This is a genomic window from Burkholderia seminalis (genome assembly GCF_001718535.1).
In the GTDB taxonomy this organism is placed as follows: domain Bacteria; phylum Pseudomonadota; class Gammaproteobacteria; order Burkholderiales; family Burkholderiaceae; genus Burkholderia; species Burkholderia seminalis.
Genome location: NZ_CP013400.1, coordinates 2,861,649 through 2,874,264, shown reverse-complemented (window position 1 = coordinate 2,874,264; position 12,616 = coordinate 2,861,649). Strand labels below are relative to the sequence as shown.

The 12,616-nt window shown below is 68.6% G+C and carries 13 protein-coding genes and 1 pseudogene; 8 read left to right on the top strand and 6 right to left on the bottom strand.

Annotation, left to right across the window (positions count from 1 at the left end; translation table 11 throughout):
* Window positions 1-44: 44 nt before the first annotated feature.
* Window positions 45-266, bottom strand: coding sequence for a hypothetical protein (locus tag WJ12_RS33355; protein ID WP_034187681.1), 222 nt, complete (start codon window positions 264-266; stop codon window positions 45-47).
* 252 nt (window positions 267-518) lie between these two features.
* On the opposite strand from WJ12_RS33355, the pseudogene WJ12_RS33350 reads away from it, so the two are divergent.
* Window positions 519-2,196 (top strand): annotated as a pseudogene (locus WJ12_RS33350) (alkaline phosphatase family protein).
* Between the two features lie 97 nt (window positions 2,197-2,293).
* Here the strand turns inward: WJ12_RS33350 and WJ12_RS33345 are convergent.
* Entirely contained in the window at window positions 2,294-3,190 is an 897-nt protein-coding gene (locus WJ12_RS33345) for a LysR substrate-binding domain-containing protein (RefSeq protein ID WP_059559096.1), read from the bottom strand.
* A gap of 162 nt (window positions 3,191-3,352) precedes the next feature.
* Here WJ12_RS33345 and WJ12_RS33340 point away from each other — a divergent pair, with 162 nt between their 5' ends.
* The 6 genes from WJ12_RS33340 (at window position 3,353) to WJ12_RS33315 (ending at window position 8,035) form a co-directional block, all read left to right on the top strand.
* Complete coding sequence (locus tag WJ12_RS33340) at window positions 3,353-4,204, top strand: ABC transporter permease (protein ID WP_059559093.1); 852 nt, start codon at window positions 3,353-3,355, stop codon at window positions 4,202-4,204.
* A gap of 7 nt (window positions 4,205-4,211) precedes the next feature.
* A complete protein-coding gene (locus tag WJ12_RS33335; protein ID WP_059559091.1) occupies window positions 4,212-5,255 on the top strand; it encodes an ABC transporter ATP-binding protein in 1,044 nt (347 codons plus the stop codon).
* Window positions 5,256-5,281: 26 nt separating this feature from the next.
* The gene (locus WJ12_RS33330; protein WP_059559089.1) at window positions 5,282-6,370 is read left to right on the top strand and encodes an extracellular solute-binding protein; all 1,089 of its coding nucleotides are present in this window, start codon (window positions 5,282-5,284) and stop codon (window positions 6,368-6,370) included.
* A gap of 10 nt (window positions 6,371-6,380) precedes the next feature.
* Window positions 6,381-7,211, top strand: a complete 831-nt coding sequence (locus WJ12_RS33325) for an ABC transporter permease (RefSeq protein ID WP_059559086.1) — start codon at window positions 6,381-6,383, stop codon at window positions 7,209-7,211.
* A 76-nt stretch (window positions 7,212-7,287) separates the two neighbouring features.
* Complete coding sequence (locus tag WJ12_RS33320) at window positions 7,288-7,743, top strand: TIGR00725 family protein (protein WP_124608557.1); 456 nt, start codon at window positions 7,288-7,290, stop codon at window positions 7,741-7,743.
* 97 nt (window positions 7,744-7,840) lie between these two features.
* Window positions 7,841-8,035, top strand: a complete 195-nt coding sequence (locus WJ12_RS33315; RefSeq protein ID WP_034187689.1) for a YqaE/Pmp3 family membrane protein — start codon at window positions 7,841-7,843, stop codon at window positions 8,033-8,035.
* A gap of 18 nt (window positions 8,036-8,053) precedes the next feature.
* Here WJ12_RS33315 and WJ12_RS33310 read toward each other — a convergent pair whose 3' ends face one another.
* A complete protein-coding gene (locus WJ12_RS33310; protein WP_034187690.1) occupies window positions 8,054-8,959 on the bottom strand; it encodes a LysR substrate-binding domain-containing protein in 906 nt (301 codons plus the stop codon).
* Between the two features lie 203 nt (window positions 8,960-9,162).
* Here WJ12_RS33310 and WJ12_RS33305 point away from each other — a divergent pair, with 203 nt between their 5' ends.
* Window positions 9,163-9,738 (top strand): hypothetical protein, encoded by a 576-nt coding sequence (locus WJ12_RS33305; protein WP_226103991.1) that lies wholly within the window; start codon window positions 9,163-9,165, stop codon window positions 9,736-9,738.
* 79 nt (window positions 9,739-9,817) lie between these two features.
* Here the strand turns inward: WJ12_RS33305 and WJ12_RS33300 are convergent, their stop codons facing one another.
* Genes WJ12_RS33300 through WJ12_RS33290 form a run of 3 tightly spaced genes read right to left on the bottom strand, consistent with a single transcriptional unit; the run spans window position 9,818 to window position 12,418 of the window.
* Window positions 9,818-9,997, bottom strand: a complete 180-nt coding sequence (locus WJ12_RS33300; RefSeq protein ID WP_034187692.1) for a hypothetical protein — start codon at window positions 9,995-9,997, stop codon at window positions 9,818-9,820.
* Window positions 9,969-10,976: a cytochrome d ubiquinol oxidase subunit II gene (cydB, locus tag WJ12_RS33295; protein WP_034187693.1), complete on the bottom strand. Its 1,008-nt coding sequence runs from the start codon at window positions 10,974-10,976 to the stop codon at window positions 9,969-9,971. Before cydB ends, WJ12_RS33300 begins: the two co-directional genes overlap by 29 nt.
* A 29-nt stretch (window positions 10,977-11,005) precedes the next feature.
* Entirely contained in the window at window positions 11,006-12,418 is a 1,413-nt protein-coding gene (locus tag WJ12_RS33290; protein ID WP_059559079.1) for a cytochrome ubiquinol oxidase subunit I, read from the bottom strand.
* Window positions 12,419-12,616 lie beyond the last annotated feature (198 nt).

The following is a 12,616-nucleotide window of genomic DNA, read 5'->3' as shown; positions in this document are numbered from 1 at the left end:
TCAGCTGCCGCGCCCGCACCGGTCGGGCGCGGCGGCTTTTTTTGTCAGCGCGCGGCGATCGCCGGTTCGCGCTTGTCCAGTTCCTTCCTCGCGGCCAGCGGCAGACGCGCGTCGTCCCACTGCGTCAGCCATTCGACTTCCTTCGCGGTGAACACCTGTCCGTAGTTGCGCAACGCGTACTGCAGCGCGTCGACGACGTGGTGGCGAATGATTTCGGGGGTGCGTGCATCGTCCAGCACGAACCGGAGAGCTTCCAGGGTCGACATACTCGTGCTCCGGGTCAGGGAAAACCCTTTATCACACACCAATAGTCGCGGGCCAAGCCGAAAAAAAATCCGGCCGCACGGGTCGGCGCACGCAAGGGCCGCGTATTGCGACCGATTCTTGTCATTTGCGATTGGTTACGTTTGACAGAGAACAGAAAGCCTCGCTTCATGCGACCGCCGCACGATCCGGCGATATTTTGCGCGCCGGATGGCAAGTCGTGCAGTTCAAACGTCAATCGATGAGGTGGGGTGATGATTTCCAGGTTCGTCAAGCAACGAAACATGGCGGTGATGGTGGCGGGCGCGCTGACGCTCGCAAGCGCGGGCGCGCATGCGGCGCAGCAGGACGGCGACAGCCAGGGCGAGGGCAACGGCCATGCGGGCCGCGTCGTGAAGCACGTGCTGCTGCTGAGCGTCGACGGTCTGCACGAGCAGGATCTCGCGCGCTGCATCGGCGCGAATACGTGCCCGAACATCGCGGTGCTCGCGAAGTAGCGGCGTGACGTACGCGAACGCCTATACGCCGGGCCTGTCGGATTCGTTCCCGGGCCTCGCGGCGCTCGTGACGGGCGGCTCGCCGAAGACGGCCGGCCTGTTCTACGACGTGTCGTATGACCGCAACCTGTATGCGCCGAGCGATACGACATGCTCGGGTAAACAGGGCTGGAACGTCGTGTTCGACGAAACGACCGGCATCGACGCGATCGACGGCGGCAAGCTCGTGCACCTCGACGGCGGCGGCGCGTTCAACCCGCAGGCGATTCCGCACGCGCGCGTGAACGGCCGGTGCGTGCCCGTTTATCCGCACAACTACGTGAAGACCAACACGGTGTTCGAAGCCGTGAAGGCCGGCGTGCCGAACGCGCGCACCGCGTGGGCCGACAAGCACGCGTGGGGCTACGACTGGCTGAACGGCCCGTCGGGCACCGGCGTCGACGACCTGATGCGCACCGAGATCAACTCGATCGACCCGGCGACGAACACCGACTACACGGATGTCTACTCGCACACCGCGCGCTTCGACAACCTGCACGTGCAGGCGCTGGTCAACCAGATCGAAGGCCGCGACTCGACCGGCACGAAGAGCGCGCCGGTGCCGACGCTGTTCGGCGCGAACTTCCAGACGCTCAGCGTCGCGCAGAAGTCGCCGGTCGCGAAGGGCGGCGGCTATCTCGATGCCGACTTCACGCCGAACGGGCAGGTCGCGAACGCGATCACGTACGTCGACAACGCGATCGGCCGTATCGTCGCGGCGCTGAAACAGGCCAACCTGTACACGTCGACGGCCGTGATCGTCACGTCGAAGCACGGCCAGTCGCCGGCCGATCACACGAAGCTCGTGAAGAACGGCGACACGCTGACGAAGCTGCTCGAAACCAACAACTACCTCGACCCGAACGGCAACTTCGGCCAGAACAGCACGACGACGGGCAACCTGAACGACGGTTCCGGCCTGGTCGGCACGGGCTTCGTGCAGACCGACGACGTCGGCCTGATCTGGCTGCGCGACCGCAGCCAGCGCACGGCCGTGGTCGAGACGCTGAAGGCGAACCTGGGTTGCAACGCGCCGGGGATCTGCGCGGACGGTGCGCAGGCGTCCATCCTGTACGGCGCGGCGCTGGCCGATCGCTTCGGCGATCCGGCCAACGGCCGCACGCCGGACATCATCGTCCAGCCGAATCCGGGCGTGATCTACACGTCGAGCACGAAGAAGGACGAGGAGCACGGCGGCAACGCGCCGGACGACAGCCACCTCGGCCTGCTCGTGTCGTATCCGGGCGTCCATCGCGCGCGCACCGTGAACGATCTCGTGGGCACGAAGCAGGTCGCGCCGACGATCCTCGCGCTGCTCGGCGCCGACCCGCGCCTGCTGCATGCGGTCGTGGCCGAGAACACACGCGTGCTGCCGGGGCTCGGTATCGGGCGTTGACGCGGCAGGCCGGATGCCGCCGCCGGGCGGCGTCCGGTGCAGCGCGCGTGGCCGGGCGGCGGCGCGCGCCGCTCGTTGTCGGGGCGACGTGGGGCGCCTACGCGCGCCAGGCTTCGTCCAGCATCCAGTCCCTGAACCGTCTCAACGCATCGCTCGTGTCGAGGCGCTCCGGCGCGTAACAGAGGTAATGCCCCTGCGCGTCGACGTCGACCGGTGCGTCGAACGGCTCGACCAGCGTGCCCGCCGCGAGATTGTCGAGAATCAGGAAACGCGGCACGAGGGCCATCCCGAGCCCGGCCTGCGCGGCCTGGATCAGCACCGAATACTGCTCGAAGCGCGGGCCGGCCAGTGCGTTCATCTGCGACGCGCGATGACGCTCCGCCCACGCGGACCACGCGATTTCGGCCTGTTCGTGCACGAGGCGCGGTGCGGCGACCGCATCGGCGGGCGTATGCAGCGCATGCCGGGCGGCGAATTCGCGCGAGCAGACGGGCACGAAGGTGCGTCCACCCAGATAGTCGCTGCGCACCCCTTCCCATCCGCCGTCGCCATAGCGGATCGCCGCGTCGAGTCCGAACGGGAACACGTCGCCGGGCGCGAGATGGCGGCGAAAGCTCAGCGTGACGCCCGGCGCGGCGGCGAGAAAGCGCGTGAGGCGCGGCAGCAGCCACTTGGTCGTGAACGTCGGCACGCTCGCGATCGTCAACAGGTCGCTGTTCTCGCGCGCGCTCAGCAGCTCGATCGACGCGTTGCCGATTTCGCGCAACGGGCCGACGACGCGTGCGTGATACACCTGGCCCGCCCGTGTGAGCGCGAGGCCGCGCCCCTCGCGCACGAACAGCTTCACGCCGAACAGCGCTTCGAGGTTCGCGATCTGCCGGCTGACCGCGCTCGGCGTCAGGCCCAGTTCGCGGGCCGCGTAGGAGAAGTTCAGGTACTTCGCGGACGCGGCGAATGCATGCAGCTCCGCCACGTTCGGATACAGGTGCTTCATGGCGGGCTGTTCCGTCCTTGCACAAGTCGATGCGCGCTTTTTACGTTTTTTTCATGACGATGCCATGTCGAAACCGCACACTGCGCCGGCTTCGACAACGCAAGCGGGCCTCGCCCGGCGGGCGTCGCACGAAGTTTTCCCCGATCGTCAGCGAGTGTGCTCATGCATCCGTCAACCGCCCCGGCATTGGCCGACGGTGTTCCGATTCGTCGTAACAGAACAGCGCATCCGCGTGTCGGCCGCCTGCTGCTGCAGGCGCTGCTCGCGGTGTTCGCGCTCTACCTGCTGCTGCCGATCGCGTTGCTGCTGATCGGCTCGGTGGGCGCATCGTGGACGAACACGTTGCTGCCCTCGGGTGTCACCGGGCACTGGTTTGCCGACCTGGCCGCGAACCGGAGCTTCACCCGCGCGTTCGGCGTGAGTTTCATGGTGGCGCTGGCGTGCTGCGCGCTCAACGCGGTGATCGGCCTGCCGCTCGCGTACGCGCTGCATCATCGCGCGCAGGCCGGCGGCGGGTTCGCGACGCGCGTCGTGATGCTGATGCCGGTCGCCGTGCCGGCGCTGACGCTCGGTTTCGGCTACATCGCGATCTTCAGCGGCGATACGCTGCCGTGGCTCGGCACGCTGCCGCTGATGATCGCGGCGCACGCGGTGCTGACGTTGCCGTATCTGCTGCAGACGCTGCTCGGCGACCTGCGCCACCTCGGCCTCGCGCGGCTCGAGGCTTGCGCGGCGACGCTCGGCGCGCCGCCGTTGCGCCAGTTCGTCACGATCGTGCTGCCGAACCTGCGGCACAGCCTGTTTTCCGGCCTCGTGATGGTGGCGGCGCTGTCGATCGGCGAATTCCAGATCTCGAACCTGATCGCCGGCTTTCGCTACCGGAATTATCCGATCGTGCTGCTGCAGGCGTTCTACGGCGCGACCGGGATGGCATGCGCGGCCACCGTCGTGCTGCTCGTGCTCGCGGTGCTCGCGACGCTCGTGTCCGTCGGCACCGTGCAACGTCTGAAGTGAGTCATCCATGAGTCTCGAATTCGAACACGTCAGTTTCCAGTATCCGGGCGCCCGCCATGGCGTCGTCGACGTCACGTTGTCCGCCGCGCAGGGCGAACTGCTCGCGGTGATGGGGCGCAGCGGCTCCGGCAAATCCACGCTGCTGAGGCTCGCGGCCGGGCTGCTCGACGGCTGGCGCGGCCGCATCGCGATCGGCGGCGCCGACGTGGCCGGCGTGCCCGTGTGGCGTCGCGAAGTGGGGATGGTGTTCCAGCATTACGCGCTGTTCCCGAACCTGTCGGTCGTCGACAACGTCGCGTACGGGCTGCGCATGCGCGGCGTGGCGGCCGACCTGCGGCGCCGGCGCGCGCTCGACATGCTCGAGCGGGTCGGGCTGGCGGCCCATGCGACGCGCGGCGTCGCGATGCTGTCCGGCGGCCAGCAGCAGCGCGTCGCGCTCGCGCGGGCGCTCGTGATCGAGCCGAAGCTGTTGCTGCTCGACGAGCCGCTGGCGGCGCTCGATGCCGGCATCCGCCACCAACTGCGCGACGAGATCCGCGCGCTGCAGCGCGCATGCGGCGCGACGACGCTCTTCGTCACGCACGACCAGGACGAAGCGCTGAGCATGGCCGACCGCGTCGCGATCGTCGACGGCGGCCGCGTGCTCCAGGCCGGCACGCCGCGCGACCTGTACGAACGCCCGGCCACCGCGCAGGTCGCGCGCTTCGTCGGGCATTCGACGCTGCTGCGCGGGCAGGTGCGCGCGCACGGCGAGATCGACGTGCGTTTCGCGACCCTGCGTGCGGAAACGGGTGCGCATCGGCCGGGCGACGCGATCGCGGTGCTCGTGCGGCCCGAGCACGTGCAGGCCGATCCGCCGGCGCACAGCACGAATCGCATCGAAGGCCGCCGCGGCGACGTGCGGTACTTCGGCGCGACGCAGCGCTACGACTTCATTCCGGACGGCTCGGCCGACGTGCTGCTGTGCGAAGGGCGCGAGCCGGCCGTGCGCAGCATCGCGCTCGACCCGCGCCATCTGCTCGTGCTGCCGGCAGCGCCGGACTCGCACTGATTCCTTTCGTTTAACGGAGATTCACGATGATTGCAGGCTCCCCTCTTGTGAAAGCCATGCGCGCCCGCGTGCTGGCGCTGTGTGCGCTCGCGGCGCTCTCTTGCGCGGCGGCGCAGGCCGCGCCGCTGTACCCGGGCGAAGACGCGCTGTACGCGAAGGCGGCCGACGAAGGGCTCGTCGTGTCGTTCGACACCGGCCCCGAATGGGCGAACTGGAAGGCGCTGTTCGCCGAATTCCGCAAGCGCTATCCGAAGGTCGAGATCACGTACAACGACATCGGCTCGGCCGCGACCGTCGTCGCGCTCGACAAGTCGCGCCGCCGCCCGCAGGCCGACACCGCGTACTACTTCGCGGCGTCGGCGCTCGATGCGGCCGGCAAGGATGTCGTCGCGCCGTTCCGGCCGGTCAATTTCGACAAGCTGCCGGGCGTGTTCCGCGCGACCGACGGCCGCTGGTTCGCCGTGCATTCGCTGAACATCGCGTTCCTCGTCAACCGGAAGCTCGTCAAGAACGTGCCGCAGCGCTGGTCCGACCTGCTGAAGCCCGAGTACCGCAACGCGGTGGTCTATCTCGATCCGCGCTCCACGGGGCAGGGCCAGGTCGCGGTGTTCGCGGCCGCGTATGCGAACGGCGGCAGCGTCGAGAACCCGAAGCCGGGCGCGGACTTCTTCGGCAAGCTGAAGCAGGCCGGCAACGTGCTGCGCGTCGAGGGCACGACGCCGTACGCGAAGTTCGTGAAGGGCGAGATCCCGATCCTGATCGGCTACGAGAACGACGGACTCAAGGCGAAGTACGCGGACGGCATGGGCGACGCGGCCGACATCGTGATTCCGCAGGACGGCAGCGTGTCGGCGCCCTATGCGATGAGTCTCGTGAAGAACGGCCCGAACCCGTCGGCCGCGCAGCTCTGGCTCAACCTGGTGATGAGCGACGTCGGGCAGGCGCTGTTCGCGCAAGGCTACGTGCGCCCGGCGGTGCCCGGCACGCCGGTCGCGCCGGAGGTCGCGGCGAAGCTGCCGAACGCGCCGCAGGTGCGCCCGCTCGACGTCGCGAAGGCGGCGGCCCGCAAGGCCGAGGTCGACCAGCTCTGGTCGCAGGCCACGCTCGGCCAGTAAGGGGCACGGAATGCAGGCCTCCTTACCGGCGCGCGGCGTGCTGCGCCGCTTCGGCGCGCTGCCCGCCGCGGCCTTGCTCGCGGTGTGCTTCGTGCTGCCGCTGGCCGCGCTGGTCGGCGCCGCGTTCGACGGCGGCGGCCGTGCGTTCGCGGCGGTGTGGCGCGATCCGCTCGTCGCCGACGCGATCGCGCGCTCGCTCGCGCTGGCGATGAGCGCCGGCACGCTGTCGGTCGGCGTCGGCGTGCCGGTCGCGTTCGCGCTGGCCGGGCAGTCGCCGGCCCGCCGCCATTGGTCGCTCGCGCTGCTCGGCGTGCCGCTCGCGTTCTCCGGGCTGGTGATCGCGTACGGCTTCATCCTCGCGTTCGGCCGCGCGGGCTTCGTGACCACGCTGCTGGCCGCGCTGGGCGCCGATCCGACCGTGGTCGGCGGCGCGATCTACACGATGCCGGGGCTCGCGTTCGCCTACGCGTACTACCTGATTCCGCGCGTCGCGCTGATGATCTACCCGGCGCTCGCGAATCTCGACCGGCGGCCGCTCGACGCCGCGCTGACGCTCGGCGCGCGGCCGTGGCGCGCGTGGCTCGACGTCGCGTGGCGCGAGCTGTGGCCGTCCGTCGCGTCCGCCTGGTGCCTCGTCACCGCGATCGCGCTCGGCACCTACGGCACGGCGATCGCGCTGGCCGGCACGCAGATCAACATCCTGCCGCTGCTGATGTACCTGAAGCTGTCGGACGGGCAAACCGATTTTTCGCAGGCAGCCGTGCTGTCGATCGTGCTGACGGCCATCTGTACCTGCGTTCTGGCACTGGGAGAAGGCCTTGTTCGCCAACGACGTCATTGAATGCGCGTGGTCCGAACCGGCGCGCGACGCGCTCGCGCGGCTGGCGCAGCGGCAACGCGGCGCGCGCCGGCACCGGATGCCGGCGGGCCTGATCGGCCCGCGCGACGCGACCGACGAGCAGATGCGCGTCGCGGAACGGATCGCGCACGCGGTGGCGTCGACGGGCGTGGCGCTCGTCGGCGGCGGCAAGCAGGGCGTGATGGAGGCCGCCGCGCGCGGCGCGCATGCGGCCGGCGGCTGCGCGATCGGGCTGTTGCCCGAGGACGATGCGACGCTGGCGAATCCCTACCTGAGCGTCGCGCTGCCGACCGGGCTCGGCATCACGCGCAATGCGCTGGTCGCGCGTGCGTCGCTGTGCCTGATCGCAGTCGGCGGCGGGCTCGGCACGCTGTCCGAAATCGCGCTCGGGTTGCAGTGGGGCAAGCCGGTATTCACGATCTGCGGTGCGCCGCAGGTAGCGGGCGTCGAGTGCTTCGACGAAGCGGACGCGCTCGTCGCGCGCGTCGCGCAGTGGCTGGCGGATTCGGCGTAGCGCCGATGGGGCGCCGGGCACGGGCTTGAAATGACGGGCGCCACCCGTCATATTGGCTGCGCATCACCCGTTCAACGACGCACCGAGAGGATCGTTCATGCGCCTTCTGCTTGCCCTGCTGCTGCCGTGGTTCCAGTTTTTCACGATCGGCCGCCCGATCGCCGGGATCATCTGCCTGGTCCTGCAAATCACGATCATCGGCTGGCTGCCGGCCGCGATCTGGTCGGTGTATGCGTTGAGTCAGTACAAGACCGACCGCAAGATCGACGCGGCGTTGCGCGAGCGGCGGTGACGCGGGCATCGCCGTCCGTTACCGCGGCGGCGGGCCGTCCAGTTCCTCGGCTCGGGCGAACAGCCAGTCGACGAACGTGCGCAGCGCCGGATCGCCGTCGTTGCGATACAGGCAATGAAACGGCGGCCCTTCCAGGTGCACTTCCGGAAACAGGGCAACCAGCCGGCCGCTCGCGAGCGCGTCGCGCACCACGGCGCGTGGCGCGAGGCACACGCCGAGCCCGCTCGCGGCCGCCTGGATCAACAGGAAGAACTCGCGATAGAACGGCCCGCGCAGCGTTTCGGTGACGTCCGTGCCGGCCTGGTGGAACCAGTATTGCCACGCTTGCGGCAGCCCGGCGTAGTGGAGCAGCGGCGCGTTGCGCAGGTCCGCCGGCACGCGCGCCCGTTCGAGCACCGGATGGCCGGGCGCACACACGGGGAGCGCGACGTTCGCGAGCAGCGGGCGCGACACGAAGCCCTTGCGGCGGAGCTCCGGCGTGTACCGGCGGATCACGATGTCGCACGTTTCGTCGATCTGGTCGCGCTCGGCATCGGCGTTCGTGACGAGTTGTACGTCGATATCGGGATGCGCGGCCTGGAACGCGGCCAGTTGCGTCAGCAACCATCCATGCGCGAACGACACCGAGGCATTGACCCGGATCGCATGGCCGCCGACGGGCTCGAACATCTGCCCGGTCGCCTGCGCGAGCCGGCCGAGGCAGCTCGCGACGTCGACGAGGTAATGCCGCGCGCGCGGCGTGAGCCGCAGCGAACGCCCGTCGCGTTCGAACAGCTTCTGTCCGAAGAACGATTCGAGCACGCGGATCTGCTGCGCGATCGCGCTCTGGGTCACGTTCAGTTCCTCGGCGGCGAGGGTGAGGCTCTGCAGGCGGCCGGCGGCTTCGAAGCTGCGCAGCGCGTTCAGGGGCGGCAATCGGCGCATCGTGAGATCGCGAAGAAAAGCTACACAGTGAGTCTGAAAATGTCGTTTGTCGCGGCTGTGGCGCGTCCCTAAGATGACGCCGACAGGAGAAAACCGCGATGACGATCATAGCGCCCCCCGATTGCCGATCAACAGGAATTCGCCGCCTTCTCGACCGCCGCACGGCGCGGCGCGCGGTGCGCCGCGTGGCGGCGGTGCCGCCGGTGCGCGGTCGCGGTGTGCTGGCGCTCGCCTGCGCCGGGCTGCTGGCCGGGTGCGCGGCGAAGCCGCAAAACGAACGTCAGATCGGCAGCGGCGGATCGTTGGTGCGCTACAGCGCCAGCCAGACCGAAGTCGACCTGACGGACAGCGAACAGCAGACGCTGCGCATGATGAGCGATCGTCGTTATGCGGGGGCGACGCAGGCGCGCACGCTCGACGCGGCGGCGGCCGTGCTGCGCGCGCAGGGCTATGCGCCGGTGACGGTCGACCGCGATATGGGGCTGATCGAAGGCGGCCGCAGCGACACGCTGGTTCCGAAGTGGCGGCAACTGCTGCGCGGCGCGCTGAAGGCGAGGATCGGCGGCTTGCCGGCCAAACCGGATCACGAGCGCGTGGCCGCCGTCGTCGCGGTTCGCGTGACGCCGGCGCGCGACGCGATCGTGCGCGCGCGTTTCGACCGCACGGTATGGGACAGCAACGGCGATTCGCGGATGAAGACCGTCGTCGAGCCCGATTACTACCGGGCCTTCTTCAGCGCGATGGACAAGGCGATGTGCACGACGTCGTGCGAGCGGTGACCGGCTCGAAGCCGCGACCGCCAACGACAACGAAAAAACGGCCGCCCCGACCGTCGTTCGACCGGGGCGGCCGCCTGGCTTACTTCACGGCGAACAGCGTCAGGTTCATGAAGATCTTGAACGCATAACCGAGCGTGACGGCGCCGATCACGCCGCCCGCCCACAGCACGACGAACCACATCCAGCCGCGCATCCGCGGCCGTGGCGCCTCGGGCGGGCGATCGGCGGAATCAGTGGTGGTAGTAATGCTGGTCTTCATGGCGCACCTTGCCTCGGAATACCCAGTAACCCATCGTCGTGTAGGCGATGATGATCGGGAGGATAACCGCTGCGCCGACCAGCGTGAAGGTCTGGCTCGAACGCGGCGCCGCCGCTTCCCAGATCGTCATCGTCTGAGGAATCGCATACGGGAACAGCGTGACGAGCAGGCCGACATAGCCGAGCAGCACCAGCGCCAGCGCGAGCACGAACGGCGTCATGTCGTGCCGGTCGCGTACCGCGCGGCGCATCCACACCGCGCATCCGGCGACCAGGAACGGCACCGGCAGCAGGCGCCAGAACAGCCCCGAGTCGAACCAGCGCTGCGCGATGGCCGGATCCTGCAGCGGCGTCCACAGGCTGACGACCGCGATGAAGCCGAGCAGCACGACGGTCAGCGGCCACACGACGCGATGCAGGCGGCGCTGCAGGTCGCCTTCGGTCTTCGCGACGAGCCAGCAGCAGCCGAGCAGCGCATAGGTGACGATCAGGCCGAGGCCCGTCAGCAGGCTGAACGGCGTGAGCCAGTCGAACGCGTCGCCGGCGAACACGCCGTCCTTCACGTTGATGCCCTGCAGGAACGCGCCGAGCGCGATGCCCTGGAACAGCGTCGCGCCGGCCGAGCCGCCGATGAACGCGAGATCCCACAGCTGCTTCGTGCGGCGCGCCTTCGCGCGGATCTCGAACGACACGCCGCGAAAGATCAGGCACACCAGCATGAAGATCAGCGGCAGGTACAGCGCGGACAGCACGGTCGAATAGACGATCGGGAACACCGCGAACAGCCCCGCGCCGCCGAGCACGAGCCACGTCTCGTTGCCGTCCCATACGGGGGCGACCGTGTTCATCATCAGGTCGCGTTCCTTCTCGTCCGGGAAGAACGGGAAGACGATGCCGATGCCGAGGTCGAAGCCGTCGAGCACGACGTACATGAAGAGCCCCAATGCGATGATCGCGGCCCAGATTACGGTGACGTCCATAGATTTTCTCGTATGCGGATGGGGTGGGCTCAGACGGTCTCGATCAGCTCGTCGACGGCCGACATCGGGCGGCGCGCGGTGTGATCGGGGCGCGTGTCGGGCGTGTCGTCGTGCTTCACGTCGGGCAGTGCGGGGCCGGCCTTCATCAGCTTGAGCATGTAGTACACGCCGGTGCCGAACACGAGGAAGTACACGATCACGAACGTCATCATCGACAGGCTGACCTGCTGCACCGACAGCGGCGACACGGCCTGCGCGGTACGCATCACGCCGTACACGACCCACGGCTGGCGGCCCGCTTCGGTCGTCACCCAGCCCGCGAGCAGCGACACGAAACCGGTCGGGCCCATCACGAGCGCGAAGCGCTGGAACCCCTTCGATTCATACAGGCGGCCGCGGCGGCGCAGGAGCCAAGCGAGCGCCGCGAGGCCGATCATCGCGAAGCCGAGGCCGACCATGATCCGGAAGCTCCAGAACACGACCGTCGAGTTCGGGCGGTCTTCCGGCGGGAACTCCTTCAGCCCGCGGATTTCGCCGTCCCAGCTGTGCGTGAGGATCAGGCTGCCGAGGTGCGGCACCTGCACCGCGTAGCGCGTCGTTTCCGCCTTCATGTCCGGGATGCCGAACAGGTTGAGCGCCGTGCCGCCCTTTTCGGTTTCCCACAGCCCTTCGATCGCGGCGATCTTCGCGGGCTGGTGCTTCAGCGTGTTGATGCCGTGCTGGTCGCCGATCACGGCCTGCAGCGGCGCGAGCACGAGCAGCAGCCACAGCGCCATCGAGAACATCTTCTTCACGCCCTTGTCGCGGCGCCCCTTCAGCAGGTGCCACGCGCCCGTCGCGGCCACCACCAGCGCCGCGACGATGAACGCGGCGATCGCCATGTGGAACAGGCGGTACGGGAACGACGGATTGAAGATGATCGCGAACCAGTCGGTCGGCACGACGCGGCCGTCGACGATCTCGAAGCCCTGCGGCGTCTGCATCCAGCTGTTCGACGCGAGGATCCAGAACGTCGAGATCAGCGTGCCGATCGCGACCATCAGCGTCGCGCCGAAGTGCGCGCGCGGGCTCACGCGGTTCCAGCCGAACAGCATGATGCCGAGGAAGCCGGCTTCCAGGAAGAACGCGGTCATGACCTCGTACATCAGCAGCGGCCCGGTGACGGCGCCGGCGAAGCTCGAGAAGCCCGACCAGTTCGTGCCGAACTGGTAGCTCATCACGACGCCGGAGACGACGCCCATTCCGAACGCGACCGCGAAGATCTTCGACCAGAACAGACAGAGGGTCTTGTAGTACTGCTTGCCGGTCTTGAGCCAGCGGTATTCGAGCACGGCGATGAAGCTGGCGAGGCCGATGCTCAGTGCCGGAAAGACGATGTGAAAGGAGACGGTGAACGCGAATTGCAGGCGGGCCAGATCGAGGGCCGAAAGTGCGGTGTCCATACCAGATGACCGAAGCTGACGATACCCGCCGGCGGGTGCCGGCGGACCCCGGCGGACAGGCGTCGGGGTTGGCTGGAGTATGCGTCGCGATGTTGCACCGCGAAATGCGCCAACTCGTCGCAGATGTCCAGCCCGCCGCGCGCGATGTCGGGATAAATCGTTGATTCGTATCAAGAAGCCTGTTCGCGGTGCGCACGA